This is a genomic window from Flavobacterium sp. (assembly GCF_044369455.1).
Lineage (GTDB): Bacteria > Bacteroidota > Bacteroidia > Flavobacteriales > Flavobacteriaceae > Flavobacterium.
On sequence record NZ_JBIPLW010000002.1, the window covers coordinates 350,071 to 370,330 of the forward strand.

Here is a 20,260-nt window from a genome sequence, read left to right on the forward strand (position 1 = left end):
AATTAACAAAGAAACTAGATAGAAATTATGGTTGTTAAACTTATTTTAACAAAGGTTTAATTTCTATATAAAACTAAGGTTCTTATTTGAAACTTTAGTTATTTTTACATTCTTATAAAATTGATTTCATGTCACAAAAACGCCTTTATCTTCTCGATGCTTACGCCCTAATTTTTCGGGGTTATTTCGCTTTCATAAAAAATCCACGCATAAATTCCAAGGGAATGGATACTTCTGCCATTATGGGATTTATGAATGCCTTAATGGATGTTATCAAACGTGAAAAACCCGATCATTTAGCCGTTGCTTTTGACAAAGGCGGTAGCGATTATCGTTATGAAATGTATCAGGAATACAAAGCACATCGCGATGAAACTCCAGAAGCGATTAAAATTGCGGTTCCCTATATTCAAGAATTATTAAAAGCCATGCATATTCCAATTATCGAAAAAGCCGGTTTTGAAGCTGATGATTTAATCGGAACTTTAGCAAAGCAAGCTGAAAAAGAAAACTTCAAGGTTTTTATGGTGACGCCCGATAAAGATTTTGCGCAATTGGTTTCCGAAAATATTTTTATATACAAACCCGCTCGAATGGGCAACGATATAGAAATTTGGGGAATTCCTGAAGTATTAGCCAAATTTGAAATTGAACGTCCAGAACAAGTAATTGATTTCCTCGGAATGATGGGAGATGCCGCGGATAATATTCCGGGTTTGCCTGGCGTAGGTGAAGTTACTGCCAAGAAATTATTAAAAGAATTTGGTTCGATGGAAAATCTTTTGGCGAATACCGATAAGCTCAAAGGTGCGATGAAAGAGAAGATTGAAGCTAATGCTGAACTCGGAATTCTTTCTAAAAAATTGGCCCGAATTCTGTTAGATTGCCCTGTGACTTTCGATGCTACTGATTATGAATTGTCAAAACCTGATGTAGAAAAAACCGATGCGCTTTTCAACGAATTGGAATTTCGCCAGATGAAAGCACAATTCGATAAGTATTTCGGAACGGGAAAAGAATATGATGAAATTGATACCAATGGCAATATCAATGACAAAAATCAAGTAAAAAAAATTCCTGTTAAAAAATCTAACGAAGAACAATTTGACTTATTTGGTTTTTATGACGAATCCGATTTGGGGTCGACTCCTTCCCATTTGGGGAAGGCTGGGATGGGGTTTGCGACGTTAGAAACTACAGAGCATTTATACCAAGTTGTTCAAGGTGAATTAGGCACAAAACTGTTTTTGCAAAATCTAATAAACCAAACTTCGGTGTGTTTTGACACTGAAACTACCGGAATAGATGCCTTAAACGCCGAATTGGTTGGAATGTCATTTTCGTGGGAGAAAGGAAAAGGATTTTACGTTCCGTTTCCTGAAAGTCAAGACGAAGCAAAAGCGTTAGTTGAAAAATTCAAACCGTTTTTTGAAAGCGAAACCATCGAAAAAATAGGTCAAAACATCAAATACGATTTGAAAATTCTATCTCGTTATGGGATTTCTATTAAAGGAAAATTATTCGACACCATGATTGCACATTATTTAATCAATCCTGATATGCGTCACAATATGGATGTATTGAGTGAAACTTATTTGAAATATTCGCCAAAATCTATAGAGACTTTAATTGGAAAAAAAGGTAAGAACCAACAATCGATGCGCGATGTTGCATTAGAAGACATCAAAGAATATGCTGCGGAAGACGCAGACATTACATTTCAATTAAAACAAAATTTCAGTCCGATTTTAGATAAAGCGGAAACTAAAAAACTGTTTGATGACATCGAAATTCCACTAATTCCTGTTTTGGCTGCCATGGAAATGGAAGGCATCAATCTGGATGTGCCTTATTTAAAATCGATGTCGGTTGAAATGGTGAAAGAAAGTGCCGCATTGGAACAAAAAATTTATGAAACGGCTGGAGAGAAATTCAACTTAGCGTCTCCAAAACAGTTGGGCGATGTTTTATTTGATAAACTGCAACTTGGCGGAGCAAAACAAAAGAAAACCAAAACCGGTCAATATGCCACAGGCGAAGAAATTTTAAGCTATTTAGAAAAAGACAATCCCATTGTAAAAGACATACTCGAATGGCGACAAATGGTAAAATTGCAAAGCACCTATATTGATGCTTTACCCAACCAAGTAGACAAAAAAACAGGTCGCGTTCACACCGATTATATGCAAACCGTTGCGGCTACAGGGCGATTGAGTTCGAACAATCCGAATTTACAGAACATTCCCATTCGAACCGAACGTGGACGATTAATTCGAAAAGCATTCATAGCTCGTGACGAAAATTACACCTTACTTTCTGCCGATTATTCTCAAATTGAACTCCGAATTATCGCCGCTTTATCTGGTGAAGAAAACATGATTAAAGCGTTTCAAAACAACGAAGATATTCATAAAAGTACCGCTGCAAAAGTATTTAATGTGCCGTTAGAGGAAGTTACCAAGGAACAAAGAAGTAATGCGAAAACCGTAAACTTTGGAATTATATATGGTGTTTCTGCTTTTGGGCTTTCCAATCAAACTTCGTTATCACGAAAAGAAGCAGCTGAGTTAATTGAAGCGTATTATGCAACCTATCCAAAACTAAAATCATACATGTCGAATCAAGTCGATTTTGCTCGTGAAAATGGTTACGTCCAAACCGTTTTAGGAAGAAGACGTTATTTGAAAGATATTAATTCGGCCAATATGATGGTAAAAAGTGGCGCGGAACGAAACGCAGTTAACGCACCTATTCAAGGAAGTGCTGCTGATATTATCAAAATTGCGATGATAAACATTTATAAAAAGTTAAACGAAAAGAGTCCCGACGGCTTGGGATGGAAATCGAAAATGTTGTTGCAGGTTCATGACGAATTGGTTTTTGACGTTCACAACTCCGAATTAGAAAAAATTCAACCGATGATAAAATACGAAATGGAAAACGCATTTAAACTCGATGTTCCGTTAGATGTTGAAATGGGAGTTGGTAAAAACTGGTTGGAAGCGCATTAAAATTTGACATTATTGAAATAAAAAAAAGCTAGAAATTCAATTCCAGCTTTTTGTTTTTACTGAAACTTTTGTAATTATTCAACTATCACTTTCTTCCAAGATTTCTCCGTTTCATTTACCAATTCCAAAAGGTAAACGCCTTTTTGAAATCCGCTAACATTTACTTCAACCGCATCCGATGTATCGTTCACTTCAATGGTTTTTACTAAAGCGCCCACTTGTGAGTACACATTTATTTTGTCTAACGTTGTTTTTGTTTTTACTAAAAATGCTCCGTTTGATGGGTTTGGATAAACCTGAGAAGCATTTAAAGAAAAATCTTCAACACCAAGAGTTGTAAATTGTAAAGTTGCATAACCAGCACTTGCACTACCTCCATGAGGACCAACTGAAAATGTGGCTGTAGATGCTCTAACACCTCCAATATTTATTGAATTTGTAGTATTGTATGGCATTTGAAAATCATTACTATCCGTTGTTGTTAAAGATCTAGTTAAAGTTATTGTTCTAGTTCCGCCAGAAACTGTATTTGAAGAAGTCCAGTTTTGAGTATCTTGTGGTGGATTTCCAGTGCCATTAAACCAGCGATCAGTTAAATTTGGCGTTGTTGCTGTTGTAAACACTAGTAAATCCGCTTGTCCGCCGTTTTCAATTCCGTCCATACCAAAACCAGCTATAACTTGCGTTCCAAACCCAAGGCCGAACCATCTGTCCGATGGACCCGTAAGAACCAAAGTAACTTGGGAAGTATTATTATTTAAAGTAAAATTTGCAGTTATTGGAACATTATTACTTAACGCAACTGTACCAGTACTTTTTGATTGTGAAAAGCCTGCTAGACTTATCAGAGCAATAAATGAGAGGGTAATTTTTTTCATAGTTTTTATTTTAAGAGATTAATAATTTCTTCATTTCCAGAAAAAACAGCGTGTTCAAATGCGGTTTTTCCATCTTTATCTTGGTGTGCTTTATCCACTTTATTTTCAATCAACAAACTTAAAATGGTTTTGTTGTTAAATTGTACACAATATATTAATGCCGTTGTTCCATTAGCATCTGCGATATTTACATCGGCTTTTTTCTGAATCAATAACTTTGCAATTTCGTTATTCCCTTTAACAACACAAGCCATCAAAGGTGTTCCCATTTTAGAATTTCCATTAATATCACTTCCTGTTTCAATCAATAATTTAGCGACTTCATTGTTGCCTCTATAACAAGCCAATATGAGTGGTGAGTAACCGTCGGAATTGACAGTTTTAAATGCGTTTGGATTTGCTTTTAAAATTGCTTTTGCTTGTTCAACGGTTCCTTTACGAGCAATGTCAAAAACATCCAGATTTTCTTGTGCAAAACAAGAACTAAAGCTTAAAAAAAACAGTAAAATAAAGCAAATAATTTTTCTCATAAATCATCAATTTGTTACAAATGATTCTAAATTAATATCTAGGTTGCGTTTGCAAGACTTTTGTTAAAGTTTTTTTGTAGAATCTCTTTGGCGTAATTCCGTTTTGATTGTTGTTGTAGAAAAAGTAAAAGTTTCTTCTTTGCTTTCCAATTTATCAATCAATAACTGTGCAGCCACTTCGCCAATTTCTGGTCCATGCTGACTTACAGTGGATAAACTTGGCGTCATTCTGCGTGACCAAACCCCATCAGCAAAACCAATAATTGACAATTCTTGTGGAATTTTATACCCGTTTTGTACCCCAAGCTTCAGGGCAGTTACAGACGCATGTTCGTCGACTGCAAAAACACCATCGGGCTTATTTTTAATATAAAACCCGCCAATTTTTGAATTAAATTCTTCGTTGTTATTGGTTAAAATAACCAAATTTTCATCCACTTTTATTCCGTTGTTTTCAAGTGCTTTGTAAAAACCTTGTGCTCTAAGCTTTCCAACACTCAAATTATCAATAGCAGAAAGCAGCGCAATTTTTTTACACCCCGTTTTTATTAAATGTGCTACAGCATTTACAGCAGATTCGAAATCGTCGACAATTACTTTGTCGCAGTTTACTTCATCAGCAATTCGGTCAAACATTACTATTGGTGTGCCTTCATTAATAATGTTTGTAAAATGATCAAATTTTTGAAGTTTTTGTGATTCCTCTGCAATAGATAGAATAAAGCCATCAATCGTTCCGTTGCTTAACATTTCAAGAGCGTTAATTTCTTTTTCTAATGATTCGTTAGAAATGCAGGTAATCACTTTATATCCTTTTTCATCAGCTACTTTTTCTATTCCGCTGAATACTTTAGCAAAAAAAGAATTTAAAATATTAGGAATAATAACACCAATAGTTTTGGTTTTTCTGTTTTTTAAACTGAGTCCAATAACATTAGGTTTATAATTTTTTAATTTGGCGTATTCTTGTACACGTTGCTTTGTAGGTTCGCTTATTTCAGGACTTCCATTTAATGCTTTAGAAACGGTGGAAACAGAAACTCCTAACTCTTTTGCAATTTGTTTTAATGTGGCTTTCGATTTCATTTTTAGCAGCTTGAAGTGTAAAAATAGTAAAATTTACATTTATTAAACATTTACATTTTAAATCTTTATCGTTTTGGTTAAGAAGTTGCTTTAAAAAAAGCAAAAAAATTGAATTTGAAGCTAATTTTACAACAAAACAACGCCAAAATTGTACTTTATTTTGAATTTATATTTAGTATGTTTGTAAATCCGTTATTTCAAATAAGTTAATAACCTAAAAATGAAGAAATTATTTATTGACGGTTTGAAAAAATGCAGTAAAATTTAATTACTATTAATACTATATAATCTTTATGAAAAATTTAATTGGAAGCATTTTACTTATTGTAACTTTTTTTCAAACTACGATAATACAAGCACAAGACTTATGGAAGGAAAATGATATTAGCGCTGTCAAAGTTGATAATTTATCAGATGCAGATGTTGCTAAAATTAAAGTACAATTGGAAAGCAATAATTTGACTATCGAGCAAGCCGAAACCATTTTGCAATCAAAAGGAATGTCTAATGAAGAAATATCAAAATTAAAAGTAAGATTAAACAATACTACTATTACTGTACCAAAAACTAATGTAGATTTAGGGCGGGAACAAGAGAAATTTGTCAATATAAAAGTAAAAGATGTCGAAGGCAACTCAGTTTTTGGCTCAGAATTATTTGATAATCCAACCTTAAACTTTGAACCCAATCTAAAAATTGCTACACCAATAAATTATATTTTAGGACCAGGTGATGAGTTGCAAGTGAGTGTTTATGGAACTCAAGTTTTTAATGCTACTCTACCTGTATCAGTTGAAGGTAAAATAGACATTCAAAATGTTGGTCAGATTGCAGTCATGGGTTTGACTATCGAAGCCGCTACCCTAAAAATCAGAAGTGCGATTGCGAATGTATATAGTTCTGTAAGATCTGGACAATCTCAAGTTGGGATTAGTTTGAGTAAAGTAAGAACAATAAAAATTACGATAATTGGCAGCAAGCAACCAGGAAATTATTCTGTTTCCTCTTTGGCAACGGTTTATAATGCACTTTATTTGGCTGGCGGACCAGGAAAAAATGGTAGTTATAGGAATATTGAATTAGTCAGGAATAATGTGGTGTTTAAAAGGATTGATATTTATAATTTTTTGGTAAATGGAAGTCAATCGGATAATGTTGGTTTGAAAGATAACGATGTTATTCGAATTCCCGTTTATTCTTTAAGAGTTACAATTGCTGGCGAAATCAAAAGACCAGGAATTTTCGAAATTAAACCAAGTGAAAGTTTCAATGATTTATTGGCTTTTGCATCCGGATTTAATGAGTTTGCCTATACCGCAGCGGTTAATGTAATGCAAAAAACAGATAAGGAATTTAAAGTTAAAGATATAAAAGCATCAGAATTTGGAACATACAAACCACAATCTGGTGACGAATTTAGAGTTACAAAAATTTTAAATAGATTTGAAAACAGGATAAAAATTTTTGGTGCCGTTTTCAGACCAGATACCTATTCATTTTATGAAGGAATGAAAATTTCTGATTTGATAAAAAAAGCGGAAGGATTAAAGGAAGACGCGTATACAAAAAGAGCAAAAATTATCAGAGTAAAAAGCGATTTGACAACAGAAATGTTACAAGTTAATCTAAAGGAAGCAATGTCGGGTAACGCAGAAGCCGATATTATTTTGAATAAAGAAGATGTTGTGAATGTTTATTCGATTTTAGAATTTGTTGAGGATTTTACGGTAACTATTGATGGTGAAATTAGGAAACCAGGAGTTTATAAGTATCAAGAAAATCTGACTTTGAATGACTTGTTAATTGAAGCTGGTGGAATATTGGGTTCTTCTTCGAATAAAGTTGAAATTGCCCGAATGATAAAATCTGAGGGAATCAACGAAAATAGTGAAGTGAGATCCGAATTATTTAATCTTGAAATTTCAGCGGATAATAATGAACAAGGAAAAAACTTTGAATTGAAACCATTTGATGTAGTTACAATCCGCCGAATGGCTGTTTATGAAAAGCCCGAAACCGTAGTTGTCAGGGGAGCTGTGAATTATTCTGGAAAATATGCCTTGATTAATAAAAATGAAAAAATTTACGACATCATCAACAGAGCTGGCGGTTTGACTTCTGTCGCTAATGTAGATGGTGTGAAAATCTATCGGCCTATACAAAATAAACAGGTAGAAGAATTGCAAAACGTAAATTTGAAATTAGGCAAAAATGATAGTCTTCAAAATGTATTAACCAATAAATTAAAAAACTTGAGATACGCAACTATCCCAGTAGATTGGAGGAAAATTGCAGAAAATCCAAAAGATAATACTAATGTTACCTTATTTCCTGGAGATGAAATTGAAGTAGCAACTTATAACGAAAACGTAAAAGTTTTGGGTAATGTTTTATTAACTTCTGAAATTCCATATGAAAAAGGCAAAGGATTTGGTTATTATATTGGAGCGGTAGGCGGAACAGATGCCAAAGCATGGAAGAACAAAGCGTTTATTATTTATCCCAATGGAAAAACAGCTGTATCCAGCACATTTTTATTCATAAGGTCTTACCCCAAAGTTATGCCAGGCTCACAAATTATAATTCCTCAAAAAGCGGAACGAAAAAAATTGAGTGCAGTAGAAATTATAAGTATAGGAAGTATCTTAACGAGTCTCTCCTTACTTATTCTCACGGCTATAAAATAATTTACATTATAAAAAGAATATGGAAGCTAATCCAAAAACAAACGAAGAACTAACCTTTAAAGAAATAGTATCACGAGGGAAAGGGTTTTGGGAATATATCGTTTTCAGACGAAAAACAATTTTTAAAGCCATACTTGTTGGTGCAGTTTTAGGTTTCTGCTATTCTTTTTTCAAACAGCCAGTTTATTCGGCATCTTTATCATTTGCCTTAGAAGATAAAAGTTCAAGTGGAATGGGTGGTTCTTTAAGCATTGACAGTCCATTTGGAATTGATTTGCTTGGAGGAAGTACCGGAGGTGCTTTTTCGGGGTCTAATTTGCCTGAACTTTTCCTCTCCCGAAATATGGTCGAAAGAACGCTATTATCGCCAATTATTTTTGAAAAGAAAAAAATTTCATTGGCTGAAATGTATATTCAAAATAAGGGTTGGCGGAATAAATGGGAAGATAATCAACAACTAAAATCAATTCAGTTTTTGCCAAACTCATCCCGTGCAGACTATACTCGTGTTCACGATAGCATTTTGGGAGTTATTTATGATGATCTTTCAAAGGCCAACTTGACCGTATCTCAAAAAGATAAAAAAAATGGAATTATTATTATTAATGCAAAATCTAAAAATGAATTGTTTGCTAAATATTTTACCGAAGCCTTAGCAAAGCAAGTTTCTGATTTTTATATTGACTATAAAAGCAAAAAAGCTCGTGAGAATGTAAGTATTTTGATAAAACAAACTGACTCCATCCGTGGTGAATTGAATCGTGCTATAACAGGAGTTGCCATTTCTGTCGACAATACTTTCAATCTCAATCCCGCTTTAAATGTAAAAAGGACTCCTACGGCACGAAAACAAGTAGATGTTCAGGCAAATACTTTTATTTTAACTGAATTAGTAAAACAAACCGAACTTGCAAAAGTGACACTTCGTAAAGAGACTCCTTTAATTCAGGTGATAGATAGCCCTATTTTGCCCTTAAAAAATGACAAAATAGGTGTAGTATTTGGTGTGATTTTAGGAAGTGTTATTGCTTTATTTGTATCATTACTATTTTTAATGTTTAAAAATATTTTTAAACAATTAATGGAGTAATTATACCTACAACTCAAAAAACAATAATGATAAATTTAAAATTAGCGGAACGATTTTTTATAATTATACTGTTTTGTAGTTTGTTAACTTCTTTTTTATTTAAATCATTTGTTAATAATGAATTAATATCAAATATTCTCGTTGCTTTTAACTCATTAATGATACTTTTTTTTATTTTCATTGGCATTAAAAATAATACAGCCAAATTTCTTTTATTTATTTATTTTCTTCTTAGACTAGTTTTATTATACATAGATTTCTACGGAAAAGAGCTAGTTAATATATTGCATAGTGGAGGTGACTCTGAAAGATTTTATCTATGGGCAATAGATATTTCAAAAGATTTGAGTATGCTGAGTGAGATTTCATATACAAATTACACAAGTTTTTTGGGAATATTATACTGGATTATTGGTGACCAAAGACTCTTTTCACAATATATTAATGTGATATTAGGAATATGGTCCATTTTTATTTTTTATAAAATTCTGGATTTATTTAAACTAAAAGACACTAATAAGTTATTTTTTTTAGCTTTATATGGTTTGTATCCTCAAAACATAATATTCTCTTCAATTTTACTCCGAGAAGCACTAATACAATTCTTTTTTATTTATAGCATCTTCTTTTTCTCAAAGTGGTTAATGACAAATAATAGGATCAACATATTTATTACAGTGCTTTTTGTTTTGTTATGCTCGATTTTTCATTCAGGGATGATAATTAGTTTATTAGTTTATGGTTATATGTTTTTTTTCTTAGATGTAAAACAACATCGATTTAAATATTCTTTTAAGAGGTTAACGATATTTTTTCTTTGTTGTGGTCTGACATTAACTATTATTGTGAATGATTCATCCATTTTTAGCGGAAAATTTTCAATCTTACAAACTGATCAGAATAATACAAGTTTGATTGAAAAATATCAATCTAATAGCGGCATCGAAGAAGGTGGTTCTACTTATTTAAAAAATTATAAAGTAAGTTCCGTAGTTGATTTAATTTTTTTAACACCCTTGAAATTAATTTATTTTATCTTTTCACCAATGCCATACGATATAAGAGGTTTAGGGGATATAACTGCAATTTTGATAGATAGTTCATTTTACTATTTTTTACTATTCAAAATAATTAGGAGTAGAAAACGTATTATTAATAATTCAAACAGAATATTTCCCAAAGTATTTCTCATTTTATTTTTAATTGTTTCATTAGGTTTTGCTTTAGGCACAGAAAATACAGGAACCGCAATGAGGCATAGAACAAAAATATTTCCAACTTTACTAATGGTCGTCGTTGTTATTGAGAGTATTAAACAGAACAAAAATTATATTTGGAATGATAAAAAAAGCATATAAAAGTATTACCGTAAAATACGGAGATGGTATTTTATCACTTACCGCTAATTTCATTCAAAAAGCGGCTTTTTTAATCGTCACAATATTATTGGCTCGTATTTTTGGCCCAAGTTTATTCGGAAAATATGCATTTTTAAAACAGGCTTATGATGTTTTAATTGTTTTTATTTTGTTCGGAGGTGATAAATCTTTAATATTCTTTTCAGCAATAAATAAAAATGATGGTTTAAATAAACTTATAAGTGTCGTTAAGTTCGTAATAATAATTGTTTCAGTATTTTTTTTAGGAAGTATTCTTTTTAGAGATAAATTATTAAAAGACTACGATTTTTCATATAATTTGTTTTTTCTCTTAATTTTTGCTTCATCACTTTTAATGAACTTAATTTTAACTTTTATTGAAAGTTATTTCGTTGGAATTAAATCGTTAAAAACTTATTTTAGGTCAGTAATTATTTCAGCACTATTTTACGTGCCACTATCCTATTTCTTTGGTTATAAATTTGGAATTATTGGTGTTTTTTTAGCTTTTTTAGTACATTATATTATTCAGTTTTTATTCATTTATTTGAAAGAAAGTCACACTTTTAATAAACGAGAAGTAAGGAACATTAAAAATGACTTAAAACAATTATATACTTTTTCTTTACCTATAGGTATTGGCGAATTACTTGTTAATCTTGTAGCTTTTTATACTTCAGTAATTTTAATCAATAATGCTAATTTTGAAGATTTAGGTTTATATACTGTTGCCATGAGAATGGTTATGTTCATTGTTTTTATACCTAATTTGTTAAATAACATTGTATTGTCTTATATATCTATTTCAAGCAATAAAGAAAAGTTTTTATTGAAAACAGTTTTTTTAAATTTGATATTGTCGGGAATAGTTGGTCTTGTTTTTTATATTTTTTCAAAACAAATTTTCTCTTTATCTGGAAGTTATTTTGAAGAAAATTTTAACGGAGTATTTACAAATTTAATTTTAGGTATTTTACCTTTCTGTTCTAGTTTGGTCTTGCTTCAGTATTTAATTTCTATACAAAAAAGATGGAGTTATCTTTTTTTTAGATTCTTAAGAGAAGGATTAACAATAGGAATATTTAGTATTTATATAAAACTAAATTTTGAAGGCAATGCTTTACTGCTTTCAAAATGCTTTTTATTCTCAAATTATATTAGTTTAATCTTATTAACATTATTTATTATAATTAATTATTATCACGATAGAAAAGAACATCAAATCAATTCTTTACAATCGTAGTTTTATAGTAATTATTTTTTTAAATATTTTTATAATCATTCTAATTAATTATTTGTTATTTGCGTAACACCATAATAGTGTATTGTTTTTGTGTCAAAAAAAAATTCAAACTAAATGTCCAAAAAACTTATTCGAATAACTACTGTGCCCGATACCTTAAGAGGAATATTGAGCGGACAACTTAAATTTATGAGTGATAAGTATGAAGTAATTGCAGTTTCGTCAGACGGGCAAATGTTAAATGAAGTACAGATACATGAAGGTGTAAAAGTTGTCCCTATAAATATGGTAAGAACTATTTCTCCTTTTAAAGATTTGAAAGCTTTAATTCAATTATATTTTTTATTTAAAAAAGAAAAACCTTTAATAGTACACACACACACACCAAAAGCTGGGATTTTAGGTATGATAGCTGCAAAATTTGCTGGAGTGCCGAATAGATTGCACACCGTTGGGGGATTACCCTTATTATTAGCAAATGGGAATATGAGAAAAGTATTAAATTTAGTTGAAAAAGTCACCTATTCCTGTGCTACAGAAGTGTTTCCAAATTCTTTTGGTTTGAAAGAAATAATAATAGAACATAATTTTTGTAATTCTTCAAAATTAAAAGTGCTGGCAAATGGTAGCTCAAATGGTGTAAATACTTCATATTTTGATCCTTCTCTATTTACTGAAAATGAAAAGCAGGAATTGAAAAGTAATTTAGGTATTGATAGAAACGATTTCGTTTTTATTTTTTTAGGAAGATTAGTTTCGGATAAAGGAATAAACGAAATGATTAATGCCTTCAAAAGACTAAACAAGGAAGTTACTTCAATAAAATTAGTATTAGTTGGCCCTTTAGAATCTCATTTAGATCCTTTAGATAAAAAGACAATAAAAGAAATTGAAAGTAACAATAACATTATAAATATTGGCCTTCAAAATGATGTTAGACCTTATTTTGCATTAGCTGACATCTTAGTATTTCCGAGTTATAGAGAAGGTTTTCCTAATGTAGTAATGGAAGCTGGTGCAATGGGATTACCAAGTATCGTGAGTAATATTAATGGCTGTAATGAAATTATTAAAGAAGGTGAAAATGGTTGGATTATTCCGGCAAAAGATGAAGAAGCAATTTATAACAAAATGAAGTTTTGCATAGAAAATCCAAAAGAAGTTGATAAAGCAGCAAATAATTCTCGCGAGTTAATCACTTCGAAGTATGAACAAAAAATAATTTGGGAGGCGATTTTAGAAGAATATCAAAAGGTAGAAAAAGGAAAAAAAATTGATAATTATAAAATAATAAAAAGGGAAAAAATTTGTTTTGTGGTTCCTTACGTAGGTACAGCAAGAGTATTTCTTATGAATCATATCGAAGAATTAAGCAATTATTTTGACATTTATTTGATTGCAAATGTTTTAGAGGAAGAAATGATTTATTTTAAGGACACTCCAATAAAAGAAATTAAGCATATAAAAATAATAAGAGGTATAAATTTAATAAACGATTTACGAACTTTATTTTATTTATACACCTATTTCAAAAAAATGAAGTTTGATGCAGTACACACTTTAACTCCAAAAGCGAATTTATTAGGCATTTTAGCATCCCGTTTAGCACTTGTTTCTAATCGTATTATCTTATTTACAGGTCAGGTTTGGCATACAAAAAAAGGGGTTTATAAATATTTTTTAATGATTTTGGATCGTTTTACAGTTTGGAATGCAACCCATATTTTAGTGGATGGACAACCACAGAGACAGTTTTTAATCCAGAATAAGATAATTACAGAATCTAATTCTTTGGTTTTAGGTAAAGGTTCTATTTGTGGGGTAGACATAAATAGGTTTATTCCGAATGCTACTACTAAAAAAGAGGTGAGAGATGAATTAGGTATAAAAGAAAATGATTTGGTCTATATGTTTCTGGGCCGAATGAATTCCGAAAAAGGTATAAATGAATTAGCTGAAGCTTTTAACAGTTTGCGTAAAAAACATGTAAATGTTCGTTTATTGCTAGTTGGCGGTGATGAAGAGAATATGACCCCTATTGTAAAACAAAAAGTAAAAGATATCGAATCCGTAATGTTTTACGGAGTTACACCAACACCTGAACGTTTCATACAAGCCTGTGATGTGTTTTGTATGCCTAGCTATAGAGAGGCTTTTTGTTTAAGTATATTAGAAGCATCCTCGATGGAAAAACCAATAATATGCAGTGATACGTATGGACTTATGGAAAGCATTGTTGAAAATAGAACGGGGATAAGGCATAAAGTTGCCGATGTCGATTCTCTTTATTTGGCAATGGAGAAATTATTTAATGATCAAAATCTTGTTGAATCATTAGGTAAAGGAGGAAGACAGTATGTATTGGAGAATTTTTCAGCAAAAACTATCACTGAAAAATGGTTAGAATTTTATTTAAAAATGTTTAATGTGTAGAAAAAAAATTTCAAAATACTTTTTGTTTTATTCAAAATAATTTCAGTTTAATTTTTAAAGGTTAAAAATAAACATTCACATTAAATGATTGGTGCTTTGACACAACTAAGGAACCGTAAATAAATTTATTTTGTAAATAAATAGCCACTCTTTTCTCTGTTTATATTGTTTTCATATAGGTTAATTAAAAGAACAATATTTTTATAATTACTTTCTAAAAATTATATTCACCTTAACATCTCCACAACAATAGTATTAAATTTTATTTTTTTGATAACTAAAAGCTTAAATTTTATTTCAAATTCTATCTGAAACGCCTATGTTTGCATCTGTTTCACTCCAAAGTAATATGTGTATAGTTTTATTATTACTACAACAACAATTATTATAATTATTTTTACGTTTCTAAATTGTAATAAATTTAGAAAATAAATGAAAAATAATTTAACCGAATACTTTAAAAATACAGTAATACGATTTTCCAAATAAAATTACCGTTGATGACAATCAAGTTGCTATGTCATTTTCTGAATTAAACAAAGTTTCAGACAAAATTGCACTTGAGATAGTTTCAAAAATAAAAGGCACAAGACAACCAATAGCAGTGTATTTACCAAAAAGCAGATTGTAAGTGGCCTCATTTATCGGGGTTTTTAAAAGTGGAAATTTTTACATTCCTTTAGATACATAATCCTCTGGCGAACGTGCTTTTTAAAATTCTTGAAACCCTAAAATCATCCTGGAAAATAATAAATTTTGAATACAAATAAAATCGTAATCGTTTAGGGTATCAAGGGAAAAATATTTTAATGCATAAGCCTGTTTTTAAAAGAGTAATCGATATTTTAGTATCACGTTACACTTATCAAATCTAATATATCTATGTATATTAAAAAATCTTAAAATTATGATTTATTTTGATTCTAAATTACCGAATGCCACTACAACAATTTTTACAATAATGAGTAATCTGGCGAGAGAACATAAGGCCATTAATTTATCGCAAGGATTCCCAGATTTTAATGCAAATCAAAAACTTATAGATTTAGTAACTGTAGCGATGAACAATGGATTTAATCAATATCCACCGGTTGAAGGAGTCTTAAATTTACGGGAAGTAATTTCGCAAAAAGTTAATGAATTATATGGGACTTATTACGATCCTAATTCAGAAATCACTATAACTTCTGGAGCCTCTCAAGGTATATTTACAGTAATTTCAGCATTTATAAAAAAAGGGGATGAAGTAATTGTTTTTCAGCCAGCCTATGACCAATATGAACCTTCGATTCAGTTAAATGGCGGCAAAGTTATTCCAGTCTACCTCAAGGGAGCTGACTATTCTATAAATTGGGAAGAAGTCGCAGATAAGATCAATTCTAGAACTAGGATGATAGTAATTAATACTCCCCATAATCCAACGGGCACTATTTTTACAAAAATAGATTTATTAAGACTAGAATCCCTAGTCAAGGATACAGATATACTAATATTAAGTGACGAAGTTTATGCACATATTATTTACGATGATCAAATTCACGAGAGTGTTTCTAGGTATCCTAAATTAGTTGAGCGCTCTTTTGTTGTTTCATCGTTTGGGAAAACTTTTCACACAACTGGTTGGAAAACAGGTTATTGTCTTGCGCCAAAAAATCTTATGACTGAATTTAGGAAAGTACATCAGTTTAATGTTTTTTGCAGTAATCACCCCATACAACATGCCTTTTCCGAATTTTTAAAATGTTCTGACAACTATTTACATTTACCTAAATTTTATCAGCAAAAAAGAGATTTATTTTTAGACCTCATAAAAGATTCTAGATTTACATTTAAACCTTCAAAAGGCACCTATTTTCAGTTATTAAATTATGAAAAGATAACGAATGAAAATGATGTGATATTTGCGAAAAAATTAATTTCCGAACACAAAATAGCATCAATCCCTGTATCTGTTTTTAATCAGAATAATCAGGACGATAAAGTATTAAGATTTTGTTTCGCCAAAAAAGAAGAAACGTTATACCAAGCGGCAGAATTACTATGTAAACTATAAAATTATAACCAAAAAATCATGTGCTTAAATCAACTTTTTTGACGCTATGAACCTATACGTGCTATTTGTTCATTTAGTTTTATAGAGCCCCTAGTTAACTTTCTTCCAGCGAAGAAAGTTCACTTTAATTTAGCCTTTACAAAGAAGAGGTGCCAACAGAAAACAGTGTTTAAGAAAAAGCCATACCTAACGTAAAAGAGAAAAAAACAGCAAATCAACAATAAGAGATAAATACAAAAACTGAATGAAAATAAATTTTATAGAATATTTAAGAGAGACGGTAAACAAATTCCCAAATAAAATAGCAATTGATGATAATCAAGCTACTATTTCTTTTTCAGAATTAGATAAAATCACAAATAATGTAACGGCGGCAATAATTTCAAAGATTAAAATTTTCAGACAGCCAATCGCTGTTTACTTACCCAAAAACAGATGGTGTGTTCTCTCTTATATAAGCATTTTTAAAAGTGGAAACTTCTATATTCCTTTAGATACAAAATCGCCAATGGAGAGAGTGTCAAAAATTTTAAACAATTTAAACACCAAATTTATTATTACTGATGATGTACATAAGGAAAAATTAATATCTGCAGGCTACACAGGAGAAATTATTTTAATCGAAGATGCAATCAATACACCATTAACAGAAGAAACTAGAGTAGAGGTTAATGAAATTTCTGAGCAAATCATAGATTCCGATCCTTTATATGCTATATATACCTCTGGTTCCACAGGAAATCCAAAAGGTGTTTTAATGTCGCACAAAGGTGTTATTGATTATGTAGAATGGGCCATAGAAACCTATTCTATAAATGAGACAGAAGTAATTGGAAATCAAGGACCTTTTTATTTTGACATTACGACTTTAGACATATATTTTATGGTGGTCAAAGGAGCAACATTAAATATTATACCAGAAGGGCTTTTTTCATTTCCAACAAAGTTGATAGAATATGTTAATAGCAAAAAGATAAATTTTATATTTTGGGTGCCTTCTGTGCTTAAAAGCATTTCAAATTTTGATACTTTTTCTCATATAAAACCAACCTCATTAAATAAAATATTATTCTCTGGAGAAGTAATGCCCAATAAACATTTAAATTATTGGAGAAAAAACTACCCAAAAGCCCTGTATTCAAATTTATACGGGCCAACAGAAATCACTGCAGTTTGTACTTATTACATTGTTAATAGAGCGTTTAAAGATGATGACTCTTTACCAATCGGAAAAGCCTGTAAAAACACCCAAGTCCTTATTATTTCAGAAAATGGAAAACCCGCAATTAATGGAGAAATAGGTGAGTTATGTGTAAGAGGCACATGTCTCGCTTATGGGTACTATAACGATTCTGAAACTACAAATTTAGCATTCGTGCAAAATCCACTTCATAATTATTATCCTGATATAGTGTACAAAACAGGTGATTTGGTGTATGAAAATGATTTGAATGAAATTATTTTTGTAGGCAGAAAAGATTCTCAAATTAAGCACATGGGTTACCGAATAGAATTAGGTGAAATTGAAACGGCAATATTAGGAATTGAAGGTGTTAGCAACGTCTGTGTTATTTATGATGATTTAAAAAAGCAAATTGTTGCCTTTTTTATAGCCAATAAAAAGGGGCTAGAAATTAGAATAGAATTAATTAGTTCTTTACCTAAGTATATGATTCCAACAAAATGGATAGAAAAAGAAAGTTTTCCCTTAAATGCCAATGGAAAAATTAATAGATTAGAGCTCAAAGAACAAATATAAATGAATGATTTACAGGTTTTAACGGAAATTAAATCCAAACCATTTGCTACCAATTGCTTCATGTTAGAAAATGAAGTAATTGATAATGAGGGTTTTTGTTTTTTTGAAAAACAAAGAGAAGAGGGTGTATTTTGTTTTTATAAAAACTCGCAATTTAATTTTAAAAACATGTTTTTTTATGCAAACAATACAGCTTTGCTTGCTAAAAATCCAATTTTATGGAAAGAACACTATTTTGTTACAGAAGTTGTTGCAATAGAAAATAATGTTGAGCAAAATCTACAAATAAAAAATTGGCTGATTTCACAAGGTAATTACCATTATCATACGGTTTTTAGAATGTATCTTATTAATAAAGAATATGTAACAAATGAAAAATTTTCGTTAGTACAAAATCCAGATGAAAATGATTTTGAAGAATTATTACAACTTTTAGAACAAAATTTTAATAAATATACAGAAAGAATTCCTACTTTAGAAAGATTGAAAAAATTGCAAAAAAGCACCTATATCATTAAGGAAGGCAATGAAATTGCTGCAATTTTTTTAAACGAAATAAAAGGAACGACTAAGGAATTGCTTTTTTGGTTGGTAGTTTCTAAATTTCGCGGCAAAGGATATGGCGAATTAATATTTGATTATTGTTTAAATTGTAATCCAGAAATAAAGCGTTATCTGAGTTGGATCGACGTCAATCATGAATATTCTATAAAAAAACACATTGATTATGGTTTTGTAAAAGACCGAATAACAAATAGCATTTATCTCAATAATAATATAATGAAAGAAGAAATACTTAATATTTTAGAAGAAACACGTCCAGAATTTGATTTTAAAGACGAAACAATTAATTTTATAACTGCAGGATATTTAGATTCCTTTGATTTAATTTCGCTTGTTGCCGATTTAGAGAACAAATTCGAGGTTAAAATAATTGGTTCTTTGATTGTTCCAGAAAGTTTTGAAAGCGTAGCCGCTATTTTGAAATTAATAGAAACATCCAAAAATGCATCTTAAATTTAAAAATAAAAAAATTACTGGAATTCTATCCGTTTTGCCGAGTAATGAAATTCATTATTTGAATGAAATAGACAATTATAATTTTTCAGAAAAACAAAGCGTTAAACTAGGCAAAATTATGGGTTATGGAACCCAAAGAATTGTAGATGATAAAACTACGGTTTCTGATTTGTGTGTTTTTGGAATGAATTATTTATTTGACAATCAATTGCTTGATAAAAATTCTATCGGAGCTGTCGTTTTGTGCACACAATCTCCTGATTATTTTTTGCCAGCAACATCCAATGTGATTTCTGGACGACTTGCTTTGAGTCAAGATGTGATTTCGATGGATATAAATCAGGGATGTGCCGGATTTGAAGTGGGCTTGATGCAAGCATTTATGTTATTAAACACAGGAAATATAGATAAAGTAGTACTTTTAAATGCCGATATTTTGAGTAGAAAAATTTCTCTTAAAGACAGAAATAGTCGTCCGTTAGTTGGTGATGGTGCTGCGATAACAATTATAGAAAATTCATCTGATGATGAGGAAATTGATCTATTTATTAAAATGGATGGAACGAATGCATTGAGTTTACAGATTCCTGCTGGTGGTTTTAGATTGCCATCTACAAAGGAAACAGCGGAATTGATTACAGACGAATCTGGAAATTTACGGGCATTAGACCACTTAGTGATGAAAGGAGACAAAGTGTTTAATTTTGTTCAAACCAAAGTGCCAGAAATGATTCAGGAAATGTTTGACACATTGAAAATAGACAAATCTTATTTTGATTATTATCTATTTCATCAACCTAATAAGTTTATGTTGGAGAAATTGGCGGAAAAAATGAATATTCCATACGAACAAATGCCCAATAATATTAGTCAAAAATATGGTAACGGAAGCAGTACTACTGTCCCATTAAATGTTTGCGAAAACATTGGAGAAAAGGCGTTAACCAATTCGTATACGGTTTGTTTTGGTGGATTTGGAGTTGGTTTAACCTGGAGCGTTATCAAATGGAAATTAGAAAAATTAGAGTTCTGTAAAATAATAAATTATTAAATTATGAAGCGAGCGTGTTAATTTTATTATTACCTGAGGG

Annotated in this window: 13 protein-coding genes; 10 read left to right on the top strand and 3 right to left on the bottom strand. The window is 30.7% G+C overall.

The genetic code is table 11. From position 1 onward, the window contains the following. Positions 1-128: 128 nt before the first annotated feature. A complete protein-coding gene (polA, locus tag ACIQ2L_RS03745; RefSeq protein WP_396156569.1) occupies positions 129-3,011 on the top strand; it encodes a DNA polymerase I in 2,883 nt (960 codons plus the stop codon). A 74-nt stretch (positions 3,012-3,085) separates the two neighbouring features. Here the strand turns inward: polA and ACIQ2L_RS03750 are convergent, their stop codons facing one another. The 3 genes from ACIQ2L_RS03750 to ACIQ2L_RS03760 all read right to left on the bottom strand — a co-directional run bounded on the left by ACIQ2L_RS03750 (position 3,086) and on the right by ACIQ2L_RS03760 (position 5,505). After that, entirely contained in the window at positions 3,086-3,889 is an 804-nt protein-coding gene (locus ACIQ2L_RS03750) for a T9SS type A sorting domain-containing protein (RefSeq protein WP_396156571.1), read from the bottom strand. Positions 3,890-3,894: 5 nt separating this feature from the next. Next, positions 3,895-4,419 (bottom strand): ankyrin repeat domain-containing protein, encoded by a 525-nt coding sequence (locus ACIQ2L_RS03755; RefSeq protein ID WP_396156572.1) that lies wholly within the window; start codon positions 4,417-4,419, stop codon positions 3,895-3,897. 63 nt (positions 4,420-4,482) lie between these two features. Next, a complete protein-coding gene (locus ACIQ2L_RS03760) occupies positions 4,483-5,505 on the bottom strand; it encodes a LacI family DNA-binding transcriptional regulator (RefSeq protein WP_396156574.1) in 1,023 nt (340 codons plus the stop codon). Positions 5,506-5,798: 293 nt separating this feature from the next. Between ACIQ2L_RS03760 and ACIQ2L_RS03765 the strand changes: the two genes are divergently transcribed. The 9 genes from ACIQ2L_RS03765 to ACIQ2L_RS03805 all read left to right on the top strand — a co-directional run bounded on the left by ACIQ2L_RS03765 (position 5,799) and on the right by ACIQ2L_RS03805 (position 20,220). Beyond that, entirely contained in the window at positions 5,799-8,192 is a 2,394-nt protein-coding gene (locus tag ACIQ2L_RS03765) for an SLBB domain-containing protein (RefSeq protein WP_396156576.1), read from the top strand. Positions 8,193-8,211: 19 nt separating this feature from the next. Beyond that, positions 8,212-9,282 (top strand): lipopolysaccharide biosynthesis protein, encoded by a 1,071-nt coding sequence (locus tag ACIQ2L_RS03770; protein ID WP_396156578.1) that lies wholly within the window; start codon positions 8,212-8,214, stop codon positions 9,280-9,282. A 26-nt stretch (positions 9,283-9,308) separates the two neighbouring features. Next, entirely contained in the window at positions 9,309-10,640 is a 1,332-nt protein-coding gene (locus ACIQ2L_RS03775; RefSeq protein WP_396156580.1) for a hypothetical protein, read from the top strand. After that, positions 10,621-11,904, top strand: a complete 1,284-nt coding sequence (locus ACIQ2L_RS03780; RefSeq protein WP_396156582.1) for an oligosaccharide flippase family protein — start codon at positions 10,621-10,623, stop codon at positions 11,902-11,904. Before ACIQ2L_RS03775 ends, ACIQ2L_RS03780 begins: the two co-directional genes overlap by 20 nt. Before the next feature lie 114 nt (positions 11,905-12,018). Then, on the top strand, positions 12,019-14,337 hold the full coding sequence (locus ACIQ2L_RS03785) for a glycosyltransferase (RefSeq protein WP_396156584.1): 2,319 nt from the start codon (positions 12,019-12,021) through the stop codon (positions 14,335-14,337). Between the two features lie 907 nt (positions 14,338-15,244). Next, positions 15,245-16,390, top strand: coding sequence for a methionine aminotransferase (locus ACIQ2L_RS03790; protein WP_396156586.1), 1,146 nt, complete (start codon positions 15,245-15,247; stop codon positions 16,388-16,390). Positions 16,391-16,634: 244 nt separating this feature from the next. After that, complete coding sequence (locus tag ACIQ2L_RS03795) at positions 16,635-18,149, top strand: amino acid adenylation domain-containing protein (protein WP_396156588.1); 1,515 nt, start codon at positions 16,635-16,637, stop codon at positions 18,147-18,149. After that, on the top strand, positions 18,150-19,166 hold the full coding sequence (locus ACIQ2L_RS03800) for a hypothetical protein (RefSeq protein ID WP_396156590.1): 1,017 nt from the start codon (positions 18,150-18,152) through the stop codon (positions 19,164-19,166). It begins immediately after the preceding gene. After that, complete coding sequence (locus ACIQ2L_RS03805; protein WP_396156592.1) at positions 19,156-20,220, top strand: ketoacyl-ACP synthase III; 1,065 nt, start codon at positions 19,156-19,158, stop codon at positions 20,218-20,220. The genes ACIQ2L_RS03800 and ACIQ2L_RS03805 overlap by 11 nt, the downstream gene beginning before the upstream one ends. The last annotated feature ends 40 nt before the right edge of the window (positions 20,221-20,260 follow it).

Coding starts and splice junctions, on each gene's coding strand:
- ACIQ2L_RS03785 (WP_396156584.1), top strand. CDS start 12,019: ATGTCCAAAAAACTTATTCGAATAACTACTGTGCCCGATACCTTAAGA.
- ACIQ2L_RS03755 (WP_396156572.1), bottom strand. CDS start 4,419: ATGAGAAAAATTATTTGCTTTATTTTACTGTTTTTTTTAAGCTTTAGT.
- ACIQ2L_RS03775 (WP_396156580.1), top strand. CDS start 9,309: ATGATAAATTTAAAATTAGCGGAACGATTTTTTATAATTATACTGTTT.
- ACIQ2L_RS03800 (WP_396156590.1), top strand. CDS start 18,150: ATGAATGATTTACAGGTTTTAACGGAAATTAAATCCAAACCATTTGCT.
- ACIQ2L_RS03770 (WP_396156578.1), top strand. CDS start 8,212: ATGGAAGCTAATCCAAAAACAAACGAAGAACTAACCTTTAAAGAAATA.
- ACIQ2L_RS03750 (WP_396156571.1), bottom strand. CDS start 3,889: ATGAAAAAAATTACCCTCTCATTTATTGCTCTGATAAGTCTAGCAGGC.
- ACIQ2L_RS03795 (WP_396156588.1), top strand. CDS start 16,635: ATGAAAATAAATTTTATAGAATATTTAAGAGAGACGGTAAACAAATTC.
- ACIQ2L_RS03805 (WP_396156592.1), top strand. CDS start 19,156: ATGCATCTTAAATTTAAAAATAAAAAAATTACTGGAATTCTATCCGTT.
- ACIQ2L_RS03760 (WP_396156574.1), bottom strand. CDS start 5,505: ATGAAATCGAAAGCCACATTAAAACAAATTGCAAAAGAGTTAGGAGTT.
- ACIQ2L_RS03765 (WP_396156576.1), top strand. CDS start 5,799: ATGAAAAATTTAATTGGAAGCATTTTACTTATTGTAACTTTTTTTCAA.
- ACIQ2L_RS03790 (WP_396156586.1), top strand. CDS start 15,245: ATGATTTATTTTGATTCTAAATTACCGAATGCCACTACAACAATTTTT.
- polA (WP_396156569.1), top strand. CDS start 129: ATGTCACAAAAACGCCTTTATCTTCTCGATGCTTACGCCCTAATTTTT.
- ACIQ2L_RS03780 (WP_396156582.1), top strand. CDS start 10,621: ATGATAAAAAAAGCATATAAAAGTATTACCGTAAAATACGGAGATGGT.